We start from the raw sequence: 24026 nt of genomic DNA, 5'->3' as shown, positions 1-24026 counted from the left end.
CTTACGCCGTGCCGTCGTAGATGGAGGCCACGCTTCCCTTTTTGATGGCCGCCGCCAGGCGCAGCAGCTCGTCGGACGGGATCTTGCGGATCACCTTGTCCGTGGCCGAATCGACGATCTCGGCCTGGACCGAGCCGGAGTCGCCGTCCACGCGCAGGTGTAGGGAGGTGGCGTCGGTGCGGATGCGGTTTTTGACGTCGCGCAGGGCGCTGGCGATGCGTTCCGCTTCAGCCGGGCCGAGGGCGTTCGAGGACTGGTCGGCGATTGATCCGGCGCGGTATGCTTCCTGGTTCCGGGCGGTCAGCCCCGCCACCGTGGAATCATTCCAAAACCGGGTCGTGGCCGGGTCGCCCCGGGCCGTTTGCGCAGAGGCGCCGTCCCCGTCCCGGACGCCGCTCGACAGATGTGCAGAGATGATGGTGTCCATCATGGCCGATCCTTTGGCCGTCGCCTGTACGCTGGTGCAAGATGCGACTCCTTTTGCCTGTCTTATCGGCTTCGCCGGGATCGTTCTTTACCCGCATGGCGGGGGTCGAAGGCCGGATCGCAAGGCGTGGAGCGGTTTTTCGCTGTTGCGGCAAAGGGATGCCCCGTGCGGTCGGGTTTTTTTCGTCGAGGTGAAGGACGCGGACCCGGGAAAGGGGATGCCCCTTTGCTTTCGGGTCAGGTTTTTTTGGGCAGAAACGACTTGGGCACGCGCACGGCCTGCCGTCCGCCCTCCCAGATGGCCAGGAGCACGCCCAAAAGGATCAGGGCGCTGCCGCCGTAGCCCACGGGCGTGAACACCTCGCCGAACATGATCCAGGCCAGGCCCGCCGCCACCACCGGTTCGATGGTGGCCACCACCGCCGCCCGGGTGGCCTCCAGGTGGCGAAGTCCGGCATAGTAGACGGAATAGGCCCCGTAGGTGGAGCACAGGGCCAAGAAGGCGCAGGCCGCAAGCCCGGAAAGGCTGGGCAGGCGCAGGTCGAAAAAGGGCAGAAGGGCCAGGGCCCCGATGGGCAGGGCGTAGAAAAAGATCGTGGGGGTTTTGTAGCGCGACAGGTACAGCTTGCCGAAGATGAAATACAGGGCGTAGGTGAACCCGGCCAAAAGCCCCACCAGCACCGAGGCGACGGTCACCGGCACGCTGCCCGCCACGTCTCCGGCCAGCCGGGGCCCCAGGCTGATGCCGGCCACGCCCAGGATGGTGGCCGCCACGGCCGCGATCTTGAACGGGCCCATGCGCTCCTTGAGCAGAAGAAACGACATGAGGGCCACCCAGGCCGGGGCCGTATACAAAAGGACCGAGGCCATGGCCGCGCCGCCGAGCTTCACGGCATAGACGTAGGAGCCAAAGAGCCCGGCGATGCCGCAGATCCCGAAGGCCGCCACCGGCAGGATGTCCTTTTTGTTAAGGCGCAGATCTTTGGAGATCAGGGCATGGGTTCCGAAAAGCGCCCAGGCCAGCGCCGTGCGCCAAAAGGCCACCTCAAGAGGGGCCATGCCCGCCTCGAAGGCCAGCTTGGAGGCCGGGCCGATGAGCCCCCACAAAACGGCGGCGCACAGCACATACGCATATCCGGCGGCCATGACATCTCTCCCTGAAACAGACGGTTGACGCGAAGCACGGTTGCCTACCAGGAATCCGATGCGCAGGCAAAAGGATTTCCGGTCGGTTTCCGGGGATGCATCCCGGGCCGGGAGAAACCGGCCCCGGGGCCCCGAGGCGGTACATAGACGGACTTTCGAATATAACTTATCCTCCGAGGTGCAAAAATGACCCGGGACGCGACCCGATGCGACACTGCCCGTCCTTGCCGGAGGGGCGGCGCATCTCACGGCGCACCCCCCCCGGATGCAACACACGACGCCAAGGAGAATCCCATGTCCGACAAAGCCTGCCCCCCCGATTTCGAGAAGGCCCTGGCCGTTGGCCGTCCGCCCAATGTCGTGAAGCTTTTTCCCCATTCCAAGGCCCTTCTCGTCAGCGGCAAGGTCATCGACCGGGCCATGCGGGAAAAAGGCAAGGCCATGACCATCGCCGCCAACTGCAGAAGCCACATCACCCTGCGCGGCGTGCTGCGGGCCGCCAAACGCGCCGATGCGGCCGTGATCCTGGAGATCGCCCGGTCCGAGGGCGGGGCCAACGCCTACTGCCCCGTGAGCCTGTGGAACCTGGCCCGTCAGGCCGACGCGGTCATGAACGAGCTGGGCGTGACCGTGCCCGTGGCCATCCATGCCGACCACTACGGCATCAAGGCCGAAAAGGATCTGGGCCCGGCCCGGGTGGAGATTCCCTCCCTGTTCGACGCGGGCGTCACCTCCATCGCCATCGACGCCTCCCATCTGCCCGACGCCGAGAACCTGGCGGCCAACATCGCCCTGTCCCCCCTCGTCCCGGCCTGGGCCGGATACGAGACGGAGGTGGGCGAGATCAAAGGCGCCTCCGGCCTGTCCACCCCGGCCGAGGCCCTGTTCCTCATCGCGGGCTTAAACGCCCACGGCATCCACCCCGACTGGATCGCCCTCAACAACGGCACCACCCACGGCATCGAGGAGAGCGCCTCGGGCATCCAGGTGGAGTTGACCGCCAGCATCCACGCCGCCCTGGCCAAGTACGGCCTGTCCGGGGCCCAGCACGGCACCTCGGGCAACTCCTCCGAGCGCCTGCGCGAGATCGCGGCCAAGACCGCCACCACCAAGGCCAACGTGGCCACCGCCCTGCAGATGATTTCCTGGGGGGTCAAGGTCAACGACTACGGCAACGCCATCCTGGACGCCTCCGGCGACCTGGTGAAGGTGCCCGGTCAGGGCGTCTCCGAGGAGTTGTGGGCCGAGATGAAGGCCTATGCCGACGCCCACGGCATAAAGGGCGGCAACTACAAAAAGCTCAACATCGTTTTCGAGAACAAGATCCTCGGACAGGCCGCCGAGATCCGCGAACGCATGGTCCAGGCCGTGGAGGACTTCGTGTACGGCCTTCTGGCCGACGTCTTCAACGCCTCGGGCACCGGCGCCCTGGGCCGGGCCCTTCTGGCCAAGGCCGGAACCTACGCCCTCGGCCCCAAGGCCGCCCGCCTTGAGGATCCGGCCGCGTGGACCCCGGAGAAGGCCGCCGCCCGGGCCAAAACCCTGTCCTCGGACAAGGGCCTGGAAGGGGACTTCGACGACTGATCCCGGCTGTGGCGAAAAAACTGCCGGGGGTGCACGACGCCTCCCCCGGCCGCAGCATCTTTCGGCGCAGGCCATCGCCTGGCGTCGGGGACGTACTCTGGGGGCGGAGCGTATCGGTTTATAAGTGGAAATAATCGACAATTCGTTGCGCTTTGAAGCTTTGGCCGGTAAGCATCGAGTACGGGGAGGAGGCCGGGCGGGGAAGCGGAGTCGGCAAGGTCGGAGGTGTTGTGCGTCCAGGGGCAGGCAGGCGAGGCCACACTGACCGGCGAAGGGCCGGATGGGTTTCGGCGCGACGCCGCCGGAGGCCCTGCGTCGTCAAGGGGACGTCCGCCGTGGCTGCGGCCCTTTTTTCGGTGTTCGCCCTGGCCCTGGTCCTGATCCTGGCGGACATGGCGAATCCGTCCCCGGCAGCGGCCCAGCCCAGGTTTCACCATGTCACGGTGGAGGACGGGCTTCCCCAGTCCTCGGTGCTCAATATCACGGTCGACACCCGGGGCTTTTTGTGGATCGGCACCTACGACGGCCTGGTGCGCCACGACGGCTACGAATACCGGGTCCACCACGCCGACCCCGGCAACCCCGACGCCATCTCCGACGCCAATATCCGGGCCGTGTTGCCGGACCACGACGGTTCCCTGTGGGTGGGGACCAAAAGCGGCGGCTTGAACTTTTTCGACGCCAGGCGGGGCCGGTTCCAGCACTACCGCCATGACCCGGGCAACCCCTTCAGCCTGCCCCACGACGAGGTGCGGGCCCTGTGCCGGGACGCCTCGGGGCTGTTGTGGGTGGGAACCTTCGGGGGACTGGCCGCCTTTGATACGGCCGGAAAGCAATTTACGACCTACCGCCAGGCGACGGCGCCGGACCAAAGCCTGCCCGCCGACGAGATCCTGTCCCTGGCGGCGGGCCCCGGCGGCATGCTCTTCGTCGGCACCAACGCCGGGTTGTTCCGGTTCGACACTGCGGCCAAGACCTTTTCCCCCATGCCCCTGGACACCCGCCAGTCGGACACCGGGACCGGGGGGACGGCGCGGGTCGGCCCGCCGGTCGTCGCCAGCCTGTACCTGCAGGGCGGCGACACGCTTTTTGTCGGCACGGAATGGCAGGGGCTCTACGAAATCGATCTGCAAAGCGGCAACGCGGCCGGACATCTTCCGGGGCGGGCCGTGTCCTCAACCTTCGTCGATTCCCGGGGCGGGCTGTGGGTGGGCACGGACGCCGGGCTGGCCCACCGGGCAAAGCCCGACGGCCCGTTCGTCATGTACACGCACGATCCCATGGACCCCATGAGCATCTGCGGCAACGACATCCGGGGCATCGCGGAGGACGCCTCGGGCATCCTGTGGTTCGGCAGCTTTACGGCGGGCTTAAGCAAGCTTTCCCCCAAGACCCGGGCCTTCGACCTGTATCGGAAAAAAACCGACGACCCCCGGGGACTCTCCGGGGCCGAGGTCAGCGCCGTGACCATGGACACCCGGGGACGCCTCTGGGTGGGAACCCGGGACGGCGGCATCACGGTCATGGACCGCAGGGCGGGCAAGCGGCAGGTCTTCCGCCATGATCCAAACGACCCCGGCAGCCTCTCCCAGGACGAGATCACGAGCCTCCTTCGGGACCGCTTTGGCAGGATATGGGCCGGAACCGCCGACAACGGCCTGAACCTGTACGACGAGGCTAGCGGAACCTGGAAGAAGTACCGCCACGATCCGGATGATCCTGAAAGCCTTTCCCAGGACAAAATCTGGTTCGTGGCCGAGTCCCGCGACGGGATCCTGTGGATCGGGACCAGCAAGGGGGGCTTAAACCGCATGGACCCGGCCACGGGGAAATGCCGCCGCTACCAGCACGATCCCGGCGACCCCCATAGCATCAGCCACGACCGGGTGCGGCACATCACCGAGGCTGCGGACGGCGCCCTGTGGATCGGCACCAACAAGGGCTTAAACCGCTTCGACCGGGTCAGCCAGACCTTCCGGCATTGGGACAACGTCCCCTCCGACCCGCACAGCCTGTCCAACGACCGGGTCACACCCATTGTGGAAATGCCGGGCGGCATGCTGTGGGTGGGCACGGACAACGGCTTAAACCACTTCGACCCGAAAACCGAAACGTTCACCCGTTTCACCAAGGCCGACGGGCTGATGAACGACGGCATCCAGGCCATCCTGCGCGACGAGTCCGGGGTGTTGTGGATGAGCACCTTCAAGGGCCTGAGCCGTTTCGACCCTTCGGCGCTGGAGTTTCGCAACTACACCTCCAAAGACGGACTCCAGGGCGTGGAGTTCTGGATGAACGCGGCCTACCGCGACCCCTATTCCGGGGAGATGTTTTTCGGCGGGGTCAAGGGCCTCAACGGATTCATTCCCGGCGAGGTGGAGAAAAATCCCCACATCCCGCCCGTGGTGGTCACCGCCATCGCCATCACCGACCATCCCTATGTCGGGGAGGCTGTGGATTTCGTCCGGGAGATCGAGCTTTCCCCCCTGGACCGAGGGTTTACCGTGACCTATGCGGCCCTGGACTTCGCCGATCCGAGCAAAAACCAGTATTCGCACAAGCTCGATGGGTTCGACCGCGCCTTCAGCAAGCCCTCGACCCGGCGTTTCGCCACCTATACCAACCTCGACCCCGGCGAGTACGTGCTGCACATGCGGGCCTCCAACGACGACGGCATCTGGAACGACACAGGGACATCCCTGCTCGTCCGGGTGCTGCCGCCGTATTGGAAGACGTATTGGTTCCGCCTGCCCGCCCTGGCGGCCGTGCTTGGCGGGATATGGCTTTTTTACCGGCTGCGGTTGTCGCGGGTGGAGCGCAAGCGTCTGGAGCTGGCGGCCATGGTGGATGAACGCACCCTGGCCCTGCGCCGGGAGATCGAGGAGCGCAAGACGGCCGAGGAACGCCTGCGCGACGCCAAGTTCTCCGCCGAACAGGCGGCCATGGCCAAGTCCGAGTTTCTGGCCCGCATGAGCCACGAGATACGCACCCCCATCAACATCATCATGGGCATGGCCGACCTGTTGTCGGAATCGGGCTTAAGCGACCGGCAGCGCCGCTATGTGAGCTCTTTCCAGTCGGCAGGCGAGCTTTTGCTGGCCATCATCAACGACATCCTGGACTTCTCCAAGATCGAGGCCGGTCGGATCGAACTTGAGCATGTGGTTTTTTCCTTGAACGAGGAATTGCGCCGGGTGGCGGACCTGGCGGCCTTCCGGGCCACGGGAAAGGGGCTCGGCTTCACCTGGACGATAGCGGAAGACGTGCCGGACTTTGTCGTCGGCGATCCGGCCAGGCTGCGCCAGGTGCTCATGAACCTTTTGGGCAACGCGCTGAAATTCACGGTCAGCGGCGAGGTGCGCCTTCGCGTGGAACGCAACGCCGCCACGGCCAGAAGCGGCGGTCCGGGTCCGGGGGAAGGCTTTCTGGCCCGGTTCACCATCACGGACACGGGCATCGGCATTCCGCAAAAAGTGCTGGGGGACATCTTCGAGCATTTCACCCAGGCCGACGTGTCCACCTCCCGCCAGTACGGCGGCACGGGGCTCGGACTGGCCATCTGCCGCAGGCTGGTGGACCTCATGGGCGGCGCCATCACCGTGACCTCCGAGGAGGGCCAGGGCAGCGTCTTCAGCTTTACGGCCATGCTGGACGTGGCGCGCACCGGGAGCGTTCCCGACACCTCCCGGACGGTTGCGCCGGAGACGGGTTTTCCGGCCGGTGAGGCGCTGTCCGTGGACCCCCCGGCCTTCCGGCTGCGATTTTCCGGAAAGCCGTCCACCATCCTCCTGGCCGAGGACAACGAGGCCAACCGCAACGTGGTCAGGCTCTTTTTGGCGGATCAGCCCGTGGAGATCTTTGTGGCGGAAAACGGCCTGCAGGCCGTGGAGCTTGTGCGCGACCGGGTTTTCGACCTGGTGTTCATGGATGTGGAGATGCCCGGCATGGACGGGCTTGCGGCCACCCGGGCCATCCGGAACATGGAGCGCCAATCCGGGCGCGCCGCCGCGCCCGTCATCGCCCTGACCGCCCACGCCTTTCAGGAGCACAGGCGGCAATGCCTGGAGGCCGGATGCACGGATTTCGTGACCAAACCCGTAGGCAAGGCCCGGCTCCTTCAGGTGCTCGACGCCTACCTCCCCGGGCGGGGTTTCGGCCTGAGGCCGACCGGGCAGCAGCTGACGGCCGATGCGGCGTCGGCGACCGGCCCGGATGGCGATGCGTCCCCATGGGTTGGCCGTCGCGCCAGACAGGCCGATGGCCACCAGGCGACCGGCCCGAAGGGGGGGGCGTCTCCATGGGCGTCTCTAGGGACGTCCCCGGTCGCGTCCGGCAAAGAGGAGTCCACCTCGTCCGGCTTGCCCGGCTCACCCGGCTCGCCCGATACGGCAAGGAAACCCGATACGCCCGGAAAGCGGGTGGTCTACGTCAGGGAGCGCCTGCGGACCATCGTGCCCGTGTTTCTTCGGACCTCCGCCCAGGGGCTCGTCGACATGCGGGACGCCCTGGCCCGGGGCGATCTTGAGGCGGTGCGCCGGGGCGGCCACAGCCTCAAGGGCTCGGCGGCCACCATGGGGGTCTCCGCCGTTGAGATCCTGGGCCGGGACATCGAGCAGGCCGCCCAGGACGGCGACAGGCCGCTTTTGCAGGAACTCTTGACCGAACTGGCGGTCTGCCTGGACAACCTCGACATCCGGCTGCGGTAAAAAGGCGTTTTGCAACAGGAAAAACTGCGGCCAAAGGCCCTCGGGCAGACCCGCCCCATGGCCCTGGAGCCCCTTTTTCGCGCCCGTTCACGGTATCGTCATGACCGGTCGGATCGCAATTCGGTATGAGGGGGCATCCCGTGCATCCTCAATTCAGGATTTCCCATGGAAACCGCCGTCGTCTGCCTGGCCGCCCTTTTGGCCTCGGGCCTGACCCTGTTCTCTGGATTCGGCCTGGGCACCATCCTCACCCCGGTCATGGCCGTCTTTTTTCCCGTGGAGGCGGCCGTGGCCCTGACCGCCGTGGTGCATTTCGCGAACAACCTCTTCAAGCTGGCCCTTTTCGGGCGCAAGGCCGACCTCGGGGTCGTGCTGCGCTTCGGGCTTCCGGCCCTGGCCGCAAGCTTTGTCGGGGCGCGTCTTTTGGTCTGGCTGTCGGAGCAACAGGCCCTTGACGTCCATGATCTCTTCGGAACGGTTGTAACCATCACCCCCGTCAAACTTTTCCTGGGACTTTTGATCATGGGCTTCGCCCTGCTTGAACTGCTTCCCGCCCTGTCGCGGGTGGGCCTGCCGCCCCGCTATCTCCCCCTGGGCGGGGCCATAAGCGGGTTTTTTGGGGGGCTTTCCGGGCATCAAGGGGCCTTTCGCAGCGTCTTTTTGCTCCGGGCCGGGCTGTCCAAGGAGGCCTTCATCGCCACGGGGGTGGTGGCGGCCTGTCTGGTGGACGCCACGCGGCTCGGGGTTTATGCCGATTTCTTCACCCGGGAGATGCTCGGCGGTAAAGTCTGGCTCCTTTTCTGGGCCACCCTGTCGGTCTTTGCCGGGGCCTACGCGGGCAAGAGGCTCGTGCCCAAAATGACCATCGGCCTGGTGCGCCTGGTGGTGGGGTCCATGCTGCTCGGCCTGGGCGGGGCCATGGCCGTCGGGCTGATCTGACCCCATGCCCGTCCCGGCCTCGACAGGCGCGCGCGCTTCCTGCTAGGAATACTTGGAAAGCTTCCGTTTCGGCCGCGTCGCATGGGATGGCCGGGCAGGGGACACGTTCGCCCCTCCCCTGATTCCCTGTCCCCGGGCCGGAACGGACACCAGCCGGGGGGAGCGCATGCTGCTTGGTATCGACGTCGGCGGAACGCACACGGACGCGGTGTTGATCGGCCGCCAGGGCATAGTGGCCATGGCCAAGATCAAGACCGATCACGACAACCTGCTTGTCTCCATCAAAGACGCCCTGGAAAGCATCGTCTCCGTGGCCGGGCCCGAGGGCGTCTCCAGGCTGAACCTGAGCACCACCCTGTCCACCAACGCCATTGTGGAGGGCGACACCGAGCCCGTGGGCATGTTCGTCTCCGGCGGCCCGGGCATCGATCCGGCCCTGTACCGGGTGGGGGACCACTATTTCACGGCCGAAGGCTGCATCGACCATCGGGGCGAGGAGACGGGGCCCCTGGACGAGGCCGCCGTGGCCCGGGGGATGGAGGCCTGCCGGGAGGCCGGGGTGTCGGTGTTCGCAGCCGTATCCAAGTTTTCCACCCGAAATCCGGCCCACGAAAACCGCATCAAGGAGCTGGTGCATCCCCTGGCCGACTACGTGGCCATGGGACACGACTTCTCGGGCCGCCTGGGATTTGGGCGGCGCATCAACACCGCCTATTTCAACAGCGCCGTGTGGCGGCTCTACAACCGCTTCGCCGACGCCGTGCAGAAAAGCGTCCTGTCCATGGGGCTTCGGCCGCGCATCAACGTGCTCAAGGCCGACGGCGGAACCATGCCCCTGTCCATGTCCCGGCAACTGCCCATCCAGTCCATCCTGTCGGGACCGGCGGCCTCGGTCATGGGCATCATCGCCATCTGCGACATCCGCGAGGACGCCGTGATCCTGGACATCGGCGGCACCACCACGGACATGGCCGTGTTCGCAGGCTCGGCCCCCCTGGTGGAGCGCGAGGGCATCGCCATCTCCGGGCGGCCCACCCTGGTGCGGGCGCTTCGGGTCCGGTCCATCGGAGTGGGCGGCGATTCGGCCATCCACGTCACGCCCCAGGGGGTCATGGTGGGCCCCCGGCGGCTCGGGCCGCCCATGGCCTTCGGCGGGGCGCATCCCACATTGGTGGATGCTCTAAACGTCCAAAATGTCATCGCCTACGGCAACGTGGCCGCCTCGTTTACGGGCATGGCCGCCCTGGCCGAGGGCTCGGGCCTGGACCCCGAAACCCTGGCCGACTACGCCATCGCGGCGGCCGTGAACAAGATCCGCGAGGAGGTGGCCGGGTTCGTGCGCGAGATCAACGACCGTCCGGTCTACACCATCTACGAGATGCTCGAAGGCCGCAAAGTGGCCCCCGCCAAGGTCTACGTCATGGGCGGCCCGGCCCTGGCCCTGTCCGCCCTGTTGCAGGACGCCTTCTCCCAGGAGGTGGTGGTGCCGGAGAACTTCGCCGTGGCCAACGCCGTGGGCGCGGCCCTGGCCCGGCCCACCTTTTCCGTGGAGCTTTTCGCGGACACGGCCCGGGGGCGCATGGTGGTTCCGAGCCTGGGGCTGTCCCGGGAGGTGGGCCGGGACTACGATCTGGCCGCAGCCGAGGCCGACGCCACGGCGCTTTTACGGGAGCATGTCCGCTATCTCGGGGCGGAGGATGACGAGGCCCCGGTGGAGACGGTGGAGCGGTCCTCGTTTAACATGGTGGACGATTCGACCTTTCTGGGGCGCAACATCCGGGTGGTGTGCCAGGTCAGGCCGGGCGTTTTGCCGCAGTATCGGGAGGCGGTCACGTGTCCGTGCTGAAAGCGGCCCGCGAACTGGGCATCGTGTTCTTCCCGGCCTTTGACTGGGCCATCTCTCCCACCCATCCCGAACGCCAGGAGCGGCTGCTCTATACCCTGGACCAGCTTAAGGAGGAGGGGGTTTTCGACATCCCGGGCATCCGCGAATACAAACCCGAGGTGGCCGGGGAAGTCGACGTGGACCGGGTGCATTTCTGCTTTCCGGAGACTTCCGGGGTGGTCAGCCCCTCGCATCTGGTGTCCGCCGGGGGGGCCATCCGGGCCGGACGGCTTTTCATGGAGAAAAAGGCCGCCAAGGCCTTCGCCATGGTCCGCCCGCCCGGGCATCATGCCATGAAATGCGTGCATGGGGCCCGGGGCTTTTGTAACATCAACATCGAAGCGGTGATGATCGAGCGGCTGCGCGAGGAATACGGGCCGCTTCGGGTGGCCGTCGTGGACACGGACTGCCACCACGGCGACGGCACCCAGGACATCTACTGGAACGATCCGGACACGCTTTTTATTTCCCTGCACCAGGACGGCCGCACGCTCTATCCGGGCACGGGCTTCGCCCACGAGCTGGGCGGCCCGGGGGCGCTGGGGGCCACGGTGAACGTGCCCCTGCCGCCGGGCACCTCGGACGAGGGGTTTTTGTACGTGGCCGAGCACCTCATCCGGCCCCTTCTGGACGATTTCAAGCCAGACCTGGTGGTCAATTCCGCCGGGCAGGACAACCATTTCTCCGACCCCATCACGGACATGGCCTTTTCCGCCCAGGGCTACGCCAGGCTCACGGAGATCGTGAACGCGGACCTGGCCGTGCTCGAGGGCGGCTATTCCATCCAGGGGGCGCTGCCCTACGTGAACCTGGGGATCGTGTTGTCCATGGCCGGGCTGGACTATTCCCATGTGCGCGAGCCGGGGTTCGAGCCGTCCCGGGTGCGCCAGGGCTCGGCCGTCACGGACTACATCAAGCGGCAGTGCGTGGACATCCGCAAGCTGGCGAAAAATCCGCCGCCCAGGCAGCGCAGCGGCGAGATGGTGGGGGAGTGGTTCGTGCGGCGAAAGACGCTTTATTACGACACGGACCACATCACGGAATACCAGACCGAGAGCGTCTTGGTGTGCCCGGACTGCCCGGGGGTGCTCAAGATCGAGTCCGAGTCGTCGCGCACGCCGCTGTGCCTTGGGGTGCAGATACCGATCCGGGCCTGCCCGCGCTGCCGGTCCGAGGGGGCGCGGATATTCGACGAAGGGGCGAAAAGCGGGCGGTATGCGGTGTCGCGGCTGATCGACCGGGTGGGGAAGCGGTATCTGCGGGTCTGAGGGTAGCCGCCGCACGGCAATGGTCAGGAGAACGAACCGAGCGGGAAAGGGAAAAGCATGGGGCCGGAGGACACAGACGTCCTGTACTGGTTACAGGTAGCGGAGTACGATCTTGAGGTCGCCCAGGGTATGCTTGACAAGGGTTTTTACCTGTATGTCGGTTTCATGTGCCATCAATGCATCGAAAAAACATTGAAAGCTGTTTTTGTCGAAAAAAACCATGATGTTCCGCCTTATTCGCACAATTTGAACATGTTGATGGAGAAATGCGGAATAGGGCGTGATGCGCCAGAGGATTTTCTTGATTTCATTGATCGTCTATCGCCTCTGAACATTCAAGCGAGGTATCCAGCATACAAAGATGACATCAAGTCATTGATCAAGCAGGATTACGCCAAGATAATCCTCCGCGAAACGAGGAAATACCAGTTATGGCTGGCGAAAAGGATCGATACCTCAAAGACGTGATGGCCTTTGTCGCGCTTCTTGTGGCGAAATACAAAATCCACAGCGTGGTGGTTTTCGGATCAGCGGCCCGGGGCGAGGCCCGCGAGGACAGCGACATCGATGTGGCGGTCTTTTCCGAGGAGTTCGGGGCCGACCCGGTCATGGAGATGACCGACCTGTTCCGCCTGCGGCGGCGCGTCAACCCGGCCCTGGAGCCCATCCCGTTTTCCCGTGATGCGTACGACCATCACGGCGCGGCGGATTTCGTGGCTCGGGTGCTCATGGAAGGGGTCGAGGTCTACAAGGCCGGACACCCCGGTTAGCCGCCCTTTTCCAAGAATAAACGCCCCCGCTCGGAAATCCCGGGCGGGGGCGATGTTTTTTATTTCGTAGCGGCTGCGGCGGCCTTAGAGCGCCCCGAGCACGGCCCCGAGCGCCGAGGCGAAGCGGGACAGATCCTCGCGCGGGATGGTCAAAGGCGGCAGAAGCCGGAGCACCTTGTCCTGGGTCAGGTTCAGGACGAACCCCCGGTCCAGAAGCTCCCGCCACACCGCCTGGCCCGGAAAGGCCAGTTCGATGCCGATCATAAGCCCCATGCCGCGCACGCCGACGATCTTGTCCGGATACGTCTGGCGCAAGTCCTCGAAAAGCCCCATGGCGTAGTCGCCCACGCGCTTGGCCCGGTCGTCGATCCGCTCCCGGACCATGACCTCCACCACCGTGGACGCGGCCGCCGACACCAGGGGCGTGCCGCCGAACGTGGTGGCGTGGCTGCCGGGCGCAAACCCGGCCGCCACCTCGTCCGTAGCCAAAAGCGCCCCCATGGGCAGTCCGTTGGCCAGGGCCTTGGCGCAGGTGAACATGTCCGGGGTGACGCCGTAGTGCTGGAAGGCCCAGAACTTGCCCGTGCGGCACATGCCGGACTGGATCTCGTCGATCATGAAGAGGATGCCCCGCTCCCGGCACAGCGTCGCCAGCCCGCTCACGTATTCCTTGGGCAGCGGGTTGACCCCGCCCTCGCCCTGGATGACCTCGATCAAGACCCCGGCCGTTTCGGGCCGGATGGCGTTTTGTACGGCCGCAAGGTCGCCCCAGGGCACGGTGACGAACCCTTCCGGCAGGGGCGCGAACCCCTGCTTGATCTTGTCCTGGCCGGTGGCCGTCAGCGTGGCCAGGGTCCGGCCGTGGAACGAGCCGGTCAGCGTGATGATCTCGAAAGCCTCCCGGCCGCGCACCTCGCGCATGAACCGCCGGGCCAGCTTGATGGCCCCTTCGTTGGCCTCGGCCCCGGAGTTGCAGAAAAAGGCCTTGCCGCAGTGACAGGTGGCCAGCAGACGTTCGGCAAGCTCAACCTGTTCGCGCTGAAAAAACAGGTTGCTCACATGCACCAGCTCCCCGGCCTGTCGGCGTATGGCCTCGGTCACCTCGGGATGGCAGTGACCCAGGTTGCACACCGCAATCCCGGCAAGAAGGTCCACGTATTCCCGTCCGTCCAGGTCGAACAGCCGGGAGCCCTGGGCCCGGGAGACGGCCAGCGGATAGCGGCCGTAGGTCCGCATCACGCTTGCCTCATCCCTGGCCCGTAGCGCCGAAAACGCGTCAGCCATGGCCATGTCCTCCAATGTTGGTGGATGATCGGGCGAACCCTTATTCGCCCGTATGCCCGAATCCGCCCGCCCCGCGTCCGGTGTCCGACAGTTCGTCGGCGGTCAGCAGTTCGGCGGTGAAGACGGGCAAAAACACAAGCTGCGCGATGCGCTGGCCAGGGCGCACCGTGCGCGGCTCACTTGCGGTGTTGAGCAGCCAGACCATGATCTCCCCCCGGTAGTCGGGGTCGATGACCCCCACGCCCTGGGCCACGGTCAGGCCGTCCTTGGCCCCCAGGCCGCTGCGGGAGAAGACGAAGCCCGCAATGCCCGGTCGGCCGATCTCGATGGAAAGTCCGGTGGGGATGGCGGCGCGCTGCCCGGGCGCGATGGCCACCTCGGCGGAAAGGGCCGCCGCCAGGTCCAGCCCGGCGCTTTGGTCCGTGCCCCGGTGCGGGGGCGAGGCCGTGTCCCGGAGATATTTGACACGCACGGGCAGGGGCTTGACGAGCTGGCAGGGCATGGGGGCGACTCCGTGCGGTTTGCTGGTGAAAACGGAAAGGATGGCACGCTATCCCCTTTCGTTCCAAAGGGGAAGAGGGGCGACGGGGCCGTCTCAGGGGAAATCCAGCGGCGCAAGGCCCTGGTTTTTTAACCCGGGGCTTTGTCGTCAATACCCCGGCCGGGCCAGGAAGGTCAGGGCCAGCACCCGGTTGATGAGCAGCCGCTCGGGCTTGACCTCGGGAACCTCCTCCCCGGCCCTAAGCGTGGTGATCACCGCCCGGCCCAGCACCAGCCGTCCCTCCCGGCCGTCGGGCATAAGGGTGCGCAGTCCCCAGATGTTGTGGTAAACCGCCGGTTTCCCCTGGAATTCCCCGACGTAGAGCATGATGTGCCCGCGCATCCACACCAGGGTGGCGAAGGGCACGGCCCGGGACCGGATGGCGTCCTCCTTCTGGGCCGGGGTGAGCCCCTCAAGGGACATGGTGGGGCCTGCCTTGGCCTGGGCGCTGGAGTTGCGCGGCAGGTAGATGCCGAAGGGGGCGAACAGGTCGCGGACCATGGACGAGCAGTCGCGTTTGTCGTCGATGCCGCCCCAGCCGTAGGTCTGGCCCATCATCTGGTCGGCCACCCGGGCGATCTGGCGCGGCGTGGCCGTCAGGGGCATGGGGGCCGCGTCCTTTTCCGCAAGGGCTGTCCGGCGCAGGACGGCCATCCCTCCCGGGCCGGACCCGGGAACCAGCACGCTAACGCTCTGTCCGGATTTCCCGGCCAGGGGCAGCACGCAGCCGATGTCCGCCGTCTGGCCGCCGGGCAGGGGCACGTTGTCCCGGATGACGGCGGCCAGGGGCGCGGCCATAAACTCGCGCATGAAGGCCTCATCCACATAGGCCGCGTCCGAGGCCGGTATCCAGCCGAAGGTGTAGGGCGTCTCCACCAGGAGCCAGGCGCCGTCGCGGGTGGCGTGGGCCACGTACAGGGGCGTGCCCAGGTGGACGGTCGAATGTTGCAGATAGTCGAAGGGATAGCCCTCGCCGGGCTGGCTGGGATCGTTGAACCGCGCCCCGGCCGTGGGCATGGCCCGGATGTTGGTGTTGGTGACGGCCACGGCCCGGCGGGCCAGGCGGGGGAAGCCGCGTAGATCGGCCTCACGCTCCACGTTTGCGGCCCAGGCCGGGTCGCGGGGGCGATTTTTTTCGTCGAAGCCCGGGGACTTTTTGTATTGCGCAAAAGGTTCTAAAACGGATTTGAGGCTGTAGCCCGGCTTTTCCTGGGTCCAGGGCATAAACTGGGAGGCCGTGAACTCGTCCAGGCGCATGGCGGCCTGTTCCTTGCTCAAAAGGGGCCTGTCCGGGGACTGCCGCTCCGCGAACCACATGGTTTTCTGGGGGATGATCCGCAGATCCTCCACCTCGCCCGGGCCGCGTATGGAGGTGGGCTGGGGGATCGGGGCGGTCTTCGGGGCGCACCCGGCCAGGACGGCGAATAGGACCAGGACAAGGGCGGACAGCCGACGGTTCATGAACACGGGCTCCTTGGGACGGTGGCGGATTCGGCGTCACCCGGGGTGGGCTGGACCTGGGCTTTTTCTTGACGCAAGACGCCCCGGTTGTCTATCCGGAAACGCATCGGGGATGGCCCGGGGCGTGGCGTAAAACGCGCGCCGGAGCATGGCGGCCGGACCACGGGCCGGGACAGGGAGGCAGCATGGCCACATCCGCCCCAGGGCGCGGCCTGGGGGCCAAAAAAAACGTCGTGGCCACGGCCACGGCGCAGCAGACGGCGGCGGCCTCGCGTCTGGCGGCGGCCATGCTCGATGTGCCCGTGCCGGTCTGCGTTCGCTCCAGCCGCCGGGCCGGGGGCGTGATCCTGCGCATGCTGCCGGGCCGGGGTCTGGAGATCGTGGTCCCGGCGGGCTTTCGCCTCGAACTTTTACCCCTGGCCGTGGAGTCGCGGCGGACCTGGATCGAGGACGCGGCGGCCAGGCTTGCGGCCTCGGGGGAACTGCCTGGGCTTTTGCCCGTGCTTTTGCCCCGGCGCATCCCCCTGACGGCCCTGGGGCTGGAATACCGGGTGGACTATCTGACCCGCGAGGCGCCGGGCCGGGGCTGCCGGGTGCGGGAGATGGGGGCCGGGCGTCTGGCCGTGTCCCTGGCCGCGCCCCTGGCCGGACCCCTGGCCGGGCGAGAGACGGGCGGCGAATCCCTGGAGTCCGCCCGGCAGGCCCTGTGCGCCTTTGTCAGGGCCAAGGCCGCGCCGCTTCTGGTTTCGGCGTTACGCCAAGCGAGCCTGGAGACGGGGCTGCCCTTCGTCTCGGCCCGGGTCCGCCAGCAGCGCACCCGCTGGGGAAGCTGCACGGCCGGGGGGCGGGTGAGCCTCAACGTCAATCTGGCCTTTCTGCCCGCCGTCCTGGCCCGCTACGTGTTTATCCACGAACTGTGCCACACCCGGCATCAGGACCATTCCCCGCGCTTTTGGAACGCCGTGCGGGCCATCGAGCCCGGCTGCCGGGAACTGGATGCGGCCCTGCGGCACGGGGCGCACTACGTGCCCTTGTGGTTCTCGCGGGGGATCACGGGGCCTTCGTCGTAACCACATCGACGCCGCGCCATGAGAAAAAGGCCGTGGTCACGTCCCCAAAGCCGCTCGGGACGCAGACCACGCGGCCCTTGACGCCTGCGTCCAGAAGCGGGATGAAGAAGCGGCATGCCTTTGCCAGTTCTTCGGGGGCAAGCGGCGGGGCCTGGCTTTGGAATTGCAGATGGTCCCCGGACGACCCGAGCTCCAGATGGGTCGCGCCAAGGCCGCCAAGCAGTTCCATGATCGCGTTTTTAAGGATGTCTTCCAGCTCCCCGAACCGTTCGAAGCTGATCTCCGGTCCAAACTGGAATTCACCGACGAGAATACATCCGGTATCGTGCATGCGTTTCTCCGGAAAACGCGCATAGCATACGGGGCCATTGCCGTAAACGACGGGCGGGGCGTGATTGCCCGCCATGAGAATCCGCCGGGAGCAACCGGCAAGGAGGCCAGGTGGCCGCGAGAAAGAAAACCCGTTTCGACGGGGAAAGTCGGGACGAGGAAGCGGGCCAGGGCCGCGAACAGGCCATGGACGTCAGCCCAGCGGCGGTTATCAGGCTCTTTCGGGAGCGCAAAAGGCCCCTGTCGGACAACGAGGTGGTGGACGGCCTTCAGGCGGGCCGGGTGCGCCGCCAGCAGGTGCGCGATATCCTGGACGACCTGGTGGAGGAGGGGCGGCTGATTCGCATTGACCGGGCCTACGGCCTGACCGAAAGCATGAATCTGATGGTCGGGCGTCTGGAGATCCAACGCTCCGGGGTGGGCTACGTCATCCCTGACGACAAGCGCCGCAAGGATCTGTTCATCTCCCAGCGGGACATGGGCGACGCCTGGCACGGCGACCGGGTGGCCGCCGCCGTGACCCGGGAACGCACCGGCAAGAACCACGAGGGCCGGGTGGCCCGCATCCTGGAGCGGGGCCACGCCGCCTTTCCGTGCCGGGTGATCAAGCGCATGGGCAAGGATCTCTTTCTGTGCCGTCCCACGGACCCCCGCCAGCCCATGAGCTTCATGGCCGATTACCGTCCCGAGGGCGGGGGCAGGGAGCCCTCCCTGGAGGACATCATCACGGTCACGGCCGGGGAGAAGCTGGAATATCGCATCTATTCCGGCTCGGCCACGGCCCTTTTGGGCCCCCAGCGCGACGCCGCCGTGCAGGAGAAGCTGGTCAAGATCAACCATGAGGTGCCCTCGACCTTCCCCCGGCGCACCTTGGCCGAGGCCGCAGCCCTTCCCGAAGAACCGGGCGAGGCCGATTTCGCGGGCCGCCAGGATCTGCGCCAGGTGTCCTTCGTGACCATCGACGGGGCCAAGGCCCGGGACTTCGACGACGCCGTGCATGTGGAGAAGATTTCCCGGGGCTACCGCCTGCGGGTGGCCATCGCCGACGTATCCCACTACGTGCCCGAAGGCTCGGCCCTGGACAAGGAGGCCCTGGAGCGCGGCAACTCCTATTACTTCCCCCAGTCCGTGGAGCCCATGTTCCCCGAGCGGCTCTCCAACGGGCTGTGCAGCCTAAATCCCCACGTGCCCCGGCTGGCCATGGTGGCGGACATGAAATTCTCCGACAAGGGGATCATCCGCGAGTCCACCTTCTATACGGCGGTGATCCAAAGCGCGGCCCGCCTGACCTATGCCCAGGTGAACCGCGGGCTTCTGCTTGGCGACGAGGCCGAACGGGAAACCATGGCCCCGGTGCTGCCCATGCTGGAAAAGGCCGAAAAGCTGGCCCGGCTGTTGCGCGGCCTGCGCCAGGAGCGCGGCACCCTGGACTTCGATCTGCCCGAGCCGGAAATCCATTTCAACCTCGACGGCGAACCCGTGGACATTCGGCCCAGGGTGCGCCATTTCGGGCACCAGATCGTGGAGGAGTTCATGATTGCGGCCAACGAGGCCGTGGCCCGGTTCCTCACGGAAAAAGAAACGCCCCTTTTGTACCGCATCCATCCTGATCCTGACCCGGCCAAGCTTGAGGCCCTGTTCAAGCTTTTGGGAACCACCAGCCTGGCCACGTCGCTTCCGGCCGAGCCCGGCCCGGGCGACCTGAACCTCATGCTGCGCGCGGCGGCGGAGACGGACCTGGATTTCCTGGTCAGCCGACTGGCCCTGCGCACCATGATGCAGGCCTCCTATTCCCCGCGCCATGAAGGGCATTTCGGGCTGGCCTCGGTCTGCTACTGCCATTTCACCTCGCCGATTCGGCGCTATGCCGACCTTGTCGTCCATCGGGCCATCAAAAAGGCCCTGGCCGGGGAGGGCCCGGGCTGGATCAGCCCGATTAAGCTCCAGAAGGCGGCCGAGCACTTAAGCCGCCGGGAGCGGGTGGCCATGGAGGCCGAGCGCGAGATTTTAAAACGCATCACGGTGCTCTTTCTGGAAGACAAGGTGGGGCAGGAGTTCACCGGGGTCATCGGGTCGCTGGCCGACTTCGGGTTCTGGGTGGAGCTTAAGGAGGTCATGGCCGAGGGCATGGTCCGCTTGTCGACCATCACCGACGACTATTACGGGTTTTTCCCCGAGCGCCAGGAGCTTTTGGGCGAACGCACGGGGCGGGCCTTCCGGCTGGGGCAGACCATCACCGTGGAGCTGATGGATGTGGGCATCGACCGCCTGGAGGTCAATCTGCGGCTGGTCGAGGGCGGCGAGATGGGGGAGCCCGGGGGCCGGAAGGGCAAGCCCCGGCCCGCCGGATCGTCCAAGTCGGGGCGTTCTGGCCGGTCGGGCCGGTCTGGCCGGTCAGGCGGCACGGGAGAAGAGGCCAAATCAACGAAGTCGAAGCGGTCGAAGAAACCGTCCGCCGCGCCAGGAGCGCCTGCCGTTGCGCCAGGGACCGCACAGGCGGCCGCACCGGCTGGCGATGCGCCGAAGCGTTCGAGTTCGTCGCGGCGCAGGGGCCGGAGACGGAAGCGGTAGTGTCGCGTCCCTAAAAAAATACGCCAGTTTTTTTAAGAAAAGAGAATATGTTCAGGGTGTTGTTCTCGAAATCCGCACATGCGGATTTCGAGAACAGGACGCTATGGGACGGGAGAGCAGGCCGGGTTGGAGCGTAGCGTCGTGATGCGGCGGCAAAGGGTTTTTTCGTTCGGGGTTTCCAAAGGGGACGTGTCCCCTTTGGCCGCCGGAGGCTTTCTTACGACCTCCTCCCCCCCATTCCCCGCTACTTTTTGGGCGAGCCGAGGTACAGTTCTTTGGGAAGTCCGGGTTCGAGCTGGTAGCGGGCGATCTTTTCCCAGAAATAGGTATCCCCGTCCTTGCCCAGGGCCCAGAAATCGAAGTCCCAATCTTCCCGGCGATCCCCATATTCATTGAGGGCCAGCCAGCCCGTGACCCCGTAGGTGCGTTCGGCCAGAAGCGGGATGAACCGCTTCAGCGTGGCCGGGTCCATGGATTCGGCGGTCTGGGCGGCCAGGAAGGCCAGCCAGGCCGCGTCGTAGGCCGCCGCGCTCTGGGGGTCGGGGAACAGGTCCGTCTCTTTGGCGATGCGCCGTTCGATCTGGGTGTAGACGTTGGCCCCGCCCTCGCCGTAGCGCGGGGCGGTGAACCGGGTGCGCAGGGCGAAGGCCGCGCTTTCGGGGTCTTTGGCGATGTCGTCGTTTAAGGCCGTGGCGTCGCTGCCGAACCAGGGAAGTCCGGCCAGGACGGGCCGCTTGGCGGCCTCCCGGAAGATGGACACCACCTCACGTCCCCCCACGAACACGATGGCCGGTTTGGCCTTGGGGTTGGCGGCCAGGATGTTTTCCGTTTCTTTGGCCAGTTCGTCCAGGATGACCGCATAGTCCGTGCGGTCGGGGTCGTAGCGCGCCCCGGCCGCCGTCTCGCCGCCGAGCTGCTTGAAGCGGGCCTTGGCGTGGACCACCAGTTCGTCGCCCACGGTGTCGCCGCGCCACAGGGGGATCATGACCGTATGCCCTTCCTGTTTGACGAGCGCGGTCAGGGCCTCGGCCTGATAGGTGTTCGAGGGGCACAGGCGAAACAGCAGATCGCCTTTTCGGGCCAGGTATTGGGCGACGCTGCCGTAGCTTATGAGCGCGACGCCCTTTTGGGAGGCGAATTCGTCCACGGCGGCGGTCTCGTCGTCGCTGGCCGGGCCGATGACCAACCGGATGCCCTTTTCGGCCAGCCGTTTGAGGGCGGCCAGGGCCTTGTCGGGGCTGGAGCCCGTGTCTTCGATGACGATGGAAAAGGATTCGCCGGACCCGGCGCCTGCCAGGTAGCTGCGGATATCGGCTTCGGCCAGCTCCAGGGCGGCCTTGGCTGTGCGTCCCTTGGCGGCCAGGGGGCCGGTCAGGGGCACGAGCGCCCCCAGGGTGTATCCGCCTTTCTGGGCCATGGCCTGGGGCGCGCCAAGGATCATGGCCGCAGCCAGGATCAGGAGGGCGGCCGCGAGGCGGCCCGGACGGGAACGGCCCTTATCGGGCGACAGGGTGGGGTGCATGACCGTCTCCTTGCGGGACTTGTGTTTCTTGGGCAATGATAGACGCAAACGCGGCAAAAGGAAACCGCGCGGCGGGCGTCTTTCTTTTTGCCGGGGCATTGGGTACCACGGAGCAACGAAACAGTTTCTTGCCGGTTCGCCGACACGGGGGAAATAAAGGTGCGTATCCTCATCGTCGAAGACGACCTGGAGGCGGCGGCCTACATGGCCAAGGGACTCAGGGAGAGCGGCTATGCCGTAGAGCATGTGGCCGACGGCAAGGAGGCCCTGTACCGCATCGCGGCCGAGACCCACGACGCCATGGTCGTGGACCGCATGTTGCCCGGGGTGGACGGCCTGACCATCATCAAAACCATGCGGGCGGCCGGGAACAAGACCCCGGTGCTCATCCTGAGCGCCCTGGGCGATGTGGACGACCGGGTCAAGGGCCTGAAGGCCGGCGGCGACGACTACCTGACCAAGCCCTACGCCTTTTCCGAGCTTCAGGCCCGGCTGGAGGCGCTTTTGCGCCGGGGCGGGGGCGAGGCGGCCGAGACGTCCCTGCGCGTGGCCGACCTGGAACTGGATCTGGTGTCGCGCACGGCGGCCCGTTCGGGACGCCCCATCGAGCTCAAACCCAAGGAATTCCTGCTTCTGGAATACCTCATGCGCCACGCCGGACATGTGGTCACCCGGACCATGCTTCTGGAAAACGTCTGGGACTATTCCTTCGATCCACAGACCAACGTCATCGACGTCCACATAAGCCGCCTGCGCCACAAGATCGACAGGGACTTCGACAAGCCGCTTCTGCACACCATTCGCGGCGCGGGGTACACCATTCGTGATCCCCGGTAGGATCGTCCGATCCACGGCCTTCCGGTTGGCCTTTTTGTACATGGCCCTGTTCGGAACCTCGGTGCTGGTGCTTTTGGGGTTCATCTACCATTCCACCGCCGGATTCATGGACCGCCAGACCGACGAGACCATCAACGCCGAGGTCCGGGGGCTCACGGAGCAATACAGCCAGCAGGGGCTTTCCGGGCTGGTGCGGTCCATCGAATCCCGCGTGGCCCGGGACAAAAACGGCGGCGGCCTGTATCTGCTCACGGACTGGAAGTTCTCCCCCCTGGCCGGAAACCTCAAGGAATGGCCGGACTTCGACTCCACCCAGGACGGCTGGGTGGATACCGGTTTGCGCGAGGCCGACGGCGAACGCGTCTTCGCCCGGCTGAAATATTTTCTTTTACCCGGCAACTATCATCTGCTGGTGGGCCGGGACGTGGCCGAACGCAACACCGTGGAAGACCTGATCATGGACGCCCTGGTGTGGGGTCTGGTGATCACCGTGGCCATGGGCGGCCTGGGCGCGGTGCTCATGACCCGGGGCATGCTTGGCCGCCTGGACGTCATCAACCGGGCCAGCCGGGAGATCATGCGTGGCGACCTCACCCGGCGCATCCCGGCCAAGGGCACGGGAGACGAGTTCGACCAGCTCACCGGGAACCTAAACGACATGCTGGATCGCATAAGCGGCCTCATGGACGGCGTGCGCCACGTCAGCGACAACATCGCCCATGATTTGCGAGGGCCCCTCAACCGCATCCGGACCCGGCTCGAACTGGCCCTGCCCGAAAACGGCGCGGACAGCGCCAACCGCAAGGTGCTGGAACGCACCATCGCCGACATCGACGAGGTGCTGGGGGCGTTTCACGCCATCCTGACCATCTCCCAGGCCGAGGCCGGAAGCCGCCGCGAGGAATTCGCCGTGCTTGACCTGGCCCGGCTGGCCGAGGATGTGGCCGAGCTGTATGAGCCGTTGGCCGAGGACAAGGGCCTTCGGCTGCTCGTGAGCCTGGCTCCGGGGTTGGCCGTGTCCGGCAACCGGCATTTGCTGTCCCAGGCCCTGGCCAATCTGGTGGACAACGCCATCAAGTACACCCCGTCCGGCGGCGAGGTGGGAGTGGAGCTTACGAGCGGCCCGGACGGCCCGGAATTGGCCGTGCGAGACACGGGACCGGGCGTACCGTCCGAACACCGGCAGGCCGTTCTCGAACGCTTCCACCGTCTGGAGTCGAGCCGCAGCGCCCCGGGCAGCGGCCTGGGCCTGAGCCTGGTGGCCGCCGTGGCCAAACTGCACGGGGCGACCCTGGTGCTTGCTGACGCGCGGCCCGGACTGCGCGTGGCCCTGACCTTTCCTCCGGTCGAGCAGGCCGCTTCCAGCGTATGAAAAATCGTTCATTCTGCGGCAATCCCTGTTTCATCTTCGCGGCGTAGGACATACTCACCCGAACGGTTGACCCCCGGTCGGGGAGGGGTGCGGGTTACACGCCACGCCGAGCCCCGAAGCCGCACCCTCTGCCTTGCGTTTCCCCCGGAACACGACCCGGGGCAAGTCCGCAAGGTTTTCTCCTCCCTCCTTGATTTCGGCCCCCGTTTCCTGCGGGGGCCGAGTTTTTTTGTGGGGACTTCCCGGGGGGGAACTTTTTTGCGGCGCTTCGTGCGCTTGACATTGATGCCGATGCCATTTTTATGGGCAAAGAA

18 protein-coding genes are annotated in these 24026 nt (G+C 66.2%); 11 read left to right on the top strand and 7 right to left on the bottom strand.

The genetic code is table 11. From position 1 onward, the window contains the following. Position 1: 1 nt before the first annotated feature. Together V3572_RS15790 and V3572_RS15785 are read right to left on the bottom strand one after the other, a co-directional pair. On the bottom strand, positions 2–430 hold the full coding sequence (locus V3572_RS15790; RefSeq protein WP_332111981.1) for a flagellar protein FlaG: 429 nt from the start codon (positions 428–430) through the stop codon (positions 2–4). Positions 431–663: 233 nt separating this feature from the next. Then, positions 664–1572 (bottom strand): DMT family transporter, encoded by a 909-nt coding sequence (locus V3572_RS15785; RefSeq protein WP_332111980.1) that lies wholly within the window; start codon positions 1570–1572, stop codon positions 664–666. A 294-nt stretch (positions 1573–1866) separates the two neighbouring features. Between V3572_RS15785 and V3572_RS15780 the strand changes: the two genes are divergently transcribed. The 7 genes from V3572_RS15780 (at position 1867) to V3572_RS15750 (ending at position 12724) form a co-directional block, all read left to right on the top strand. Continuing rightward, complete coding sequence (locus V3572_RS15780) at positions 1867–3156, top strand: class II fructose-bisphosphate aldolase (protein WP_332111979.1); 1290 nt, start codon at positions 1867–1869, stop codon at positions 3154–3156. A 335-nt stretch (positions 3157–3491) separates the two neighbouring features. Then, the gene (locus tag V3572_RS15775; RefSeq protein ID WP_332111978.1) at positions 3492–7862 is read left to right on the top strand and encodes a hybrid sensor histidine kinase/response regulator; all 4371 of its coding nucleotides are present in this window, start codon (positions 3492–3494) and stop codon (positions 7860–7862) included. Positions 7863–8027: 165 nt separating this feature from the next. Next, positions 8028–8801: a sulfite exporter TauE/SafE family protein gene (locus tag V3572_RS15770; protein WP_332111977.1), complete on the top strand. Its 774-nt coding sequence runs from the start codon at positions 8028–8030 to the stop codon at positions 8799–8801. A 166-nt stretch (positions 8802–8967) separates the two neighbouring features. Further along, positions 8968–10647 (top strand): hydantoinase/oxoprolinase family protein, encoded by a 1680-nt coding sequence (locus V3572_RS15765; protein ID WP_332111976.1) that lies wholly within the window; start codon positions 8968–8970, stop codon positions 10645–10647. Continuing rightward, the gene (locus tag V3572_RS15760) at positions 10641–11954 is read left to right on the top strand and encodes a histone deacetylase family protein (protein ID WP_332112004.1); all 1314 of its coding nucleotides are present in this window, start codon (positions 10641–10643) and stop codon (positions 11952–11954) included. Before V3572_RS15765 ends, V3572_RS15760 begins: the two co-directional genes overlap by 7 nt. Positions 11955–12011: 57 nt before the next feature. Beyond that, positions 12012–12422 carry a HEPN domain-containing protein gene (locus V3572_RS15755; RefSeq protein WP_332111975.1) on the top strand — a complete coding sequence of 137 codons (411 nt, stop codon included), beginning with the start codon at positions 12012–12014 and terminating at the stop codon, positions 12420–12422. Next, complete coding sequence (locus V3572_RS15750; protein ID WP_332111974.1) at positions 12386–12724, top strand: nucleotidyltransferase family protein; 339 nt, start codon at positions 12386–12388, stop codon at positions 12722–12724. Before V3572_RS15755 ends, V3572_RS15750 begins: the two co-directional genes overlap by 37 nt. An 84-nt stretch (positions 12725–12808) precedes the next feature. On the opposite strand, the gene V3572_RS15745 is transcribed toward V3572_RS15750, so the two are convergent. From V3572_RS15745 to V3572_RS15735, 3 genes are all read right to left on the bottom strand, one after another. Continuing rightward, a complete protein-coding gene (locus tag V3572_RS15745; protein WP_332111973.1) occupies positions 12809–14008 on the bottom strand; it encodes an aspartate aminotransferase family protein in 1200 nt (399 codons plus the stop codon). Positions 14009–14048: 40 nt separating this feature from the next. Continuing rightward, entirely contained in the window at positions 14049–14510 is a 462-nt protein-coding gene (gene dut / locus V3572_RS15740) for a dUTP diphosphatase (RefSeq protein ID WP_332111972.1), read from the bottom strand. Between the two features lie 147 nt (positions 14511–14657). After that, the gene (locus V3572_RS15735) at positions 14658–16010 is read right to left on the bottom strand and encodes an SH3 domain-containing protein (protein ID WP_332111971.1); all 1353 of its coding nucleotides are present in this window, start codon (positions 16008–16010) and stop codon (positions 14658–14660) included. Positions 16011–16195: 185 nt separating this feature from the next. Here V3572_RS15735 and V3572_RS15730 point away from each other — a divergent pair, with 185 nt between their 5' ends. Beyond that, entirely contained in the window at positions 16196–17080 is an 885-nt protein-coding gene (locus V3572_RS15730; protein ID WP_332111970.1) for a M48 family metallopeptidase, read from the top strand. Here V3572_RS15730 and V3572_RS15725 read toward each other — a convergent pair. After that, entirely contained in the window at positions 17061–17411 is a 351-nt protein-coding gene (locus V3572_RS15725) for a hypothetical protein (RefSeq protein WP_332111969.1), read from the bottom strand. The two genes, V3572_RS15730 and V3572_RS15725, sit on opposite strands and share 20 nt — an antisense overlap. A 185-nt stretch (positions 17412–17596) precedes the next feature. Here V3572_RS15725 and rnr point away from each other — a divergent pair, with 185 nt between their 5' ends. Then, positions 17597–19981 (top strand): ribonuclease R, encoded by a 2385-nt coding sequence (gene rnr, locus V3572_RS15720; RefSeq protein WP_442877396.1) that lies wholly within the window; start codon positions 17597–17599, stop codon positions 19979–19981. A 244-nt stretch (positions 19982–20225) separates the two neighbouring features. Here rnr and V3572_RS15715 read toward each other — a convergent pair whose 3' ends face one another. After that, entirely contained in the window at positions 20226–21503 is a 1278-nt protein-coding gene (locus V3572_RS15715) for an ABC transporter substrate-binding protein (RefSeq protein WP_332111967.1), read from the bottom strand. 159 nt (positions 21504–21662) lie between these two features. Between V3572_RS15715 and V3572_RS15710 the strand changes: the two genes are divergently transcribed. Further along, positions 21663–22340 (top strand): response regulator transcription factor, encoded by a 678-nt coding sequence (locus tag V3572_RS15710; protein ID WP_332111966.1) that lies wholly within the window; start codon positions 21663–21665, stop codon positions 22338–22340. Then, positions 22327–23712: a sensor histidine kinase gene (locus V3572_RS15705; RefSeq protein ID WP_332111965.1), complete on the top strand. Its 1386-nt coding sequence runs from the start codon at positions 22327–22329 to the stop codon at positions 23710–23712. Before V3572_RS15710 ends, V3572_RS15705 begins: the two co-directional genes overlap by 14 nt. Positions 23713–24026 lie beyond the last annotated feature (314 nt).

The sequence above is a fragment of the Desulfolutivibrio sp. genome (genome assembly GCF_036584575.1).
In the GTDB taxonomy this organism is placed as follows: Bacteria; Desulfobacterota; Desulfovibrionia; order Desulfovibrionales; family Desulfovibrionaceae; genus Desulfolutivibrio.
This window is presented reverse-complemented; position numbering and strand designations above follow the sequence as displayed.

Coding starts and splice junctions, on each gene's coding strand:
- V3572_RS15790 (WP_332111981.1), bottom strand. CDS start 430: ATGATGGACACCATCATCTCTGCACATCTGTCGAGCGGCGTCCGGGAC.
- V3572_RS15785 (WP_332111980.1), bottom strand. CDS start 1,572: ATGGCCGCCGGATATGCGTATGTGCTGTGCGCCGCCGTTTTGTGGGGG.
- V3572_RS15780 (WP_332111979.1), top strand. CDS start 1,867: ATGTCCGACAAAGCCTGCCCCCCCGATTTCGAGAAGGCCCTGGCCGTT.
- V3572_RS15770 (WP_332111977.1), top strand. CDS start 8,028: ATGGAAACCGCCGTCGTCTGCCTGGCCGCCCTTTTGGCCTCGGGCCTG.
- V3572_RS15765 (WP_332111976.1), top strand. CDS start 8,968: ATGCTGCTTGGTATCGACGTCGGCGGAACGCACACGGACGCGGTGTTG.
- V3572_RS15755 (WP_332111975.1), top strand. CDS start 12,012: ATGGGGCCGGAGGACACAGACGTCCTGTACTGGTTACAGGTAGCGGAG.
- V3572_RS15750 (WP_332111974.1), top strand. CDS start 12,386: ATGGCTGGCGAAAAGGATCGATACCTCAAAGACGTGATGGCCTTTGTC.
- V3572_RS15745 (WP_332111973.1), bottom strand. CDS start 14,008: ATGGCTGACGCGTTTTCGGCGCTACGGGCCAGGGATGAGGCAAGCGTG.
- dut (WP_332111972.1), bottom strand. CDS start 14,510: ATGCCCTGCCAGCTCGTCAAGCCCCTGCCCGTGCGTGTCAAATATCTC.
- V3572_RS15735 (WP_332111971.1), bottom strand. CDS start 16,010: ATGAACCGTCGGCTGTCCGCCCTTGTCCTGGTCCTATTCGCCGTCCTG.
- V3572_RS15730 (WP_332111970.1), top strand. CDS start 16,196: ATGGCCACATCCGCCCCAGGGCGCGGCCTGGGGGCCAAAAAAAACGTC.
- V3572_RS15725 (WP_332111969.1), bottom strand. CDS start 17,411: ATGCACGATACCGGATGTATTCTCGTCGGTGAATTCCAGTTTGGACCG.
- rnr (WP_442877396.1), top strand. CDS start 17,597: ATGGACGTCAGCCCAGCGGCGGTTATCAGGCTCTTTCGGGAGCGCAAA.
- V3572_RS15715 (WP_332111967.1), bottom strand. CDS start 21,503: ATGCACCCCACCCTGTCGCCCGATAAGGGCCGTTCCCGTCCGGGCCGC.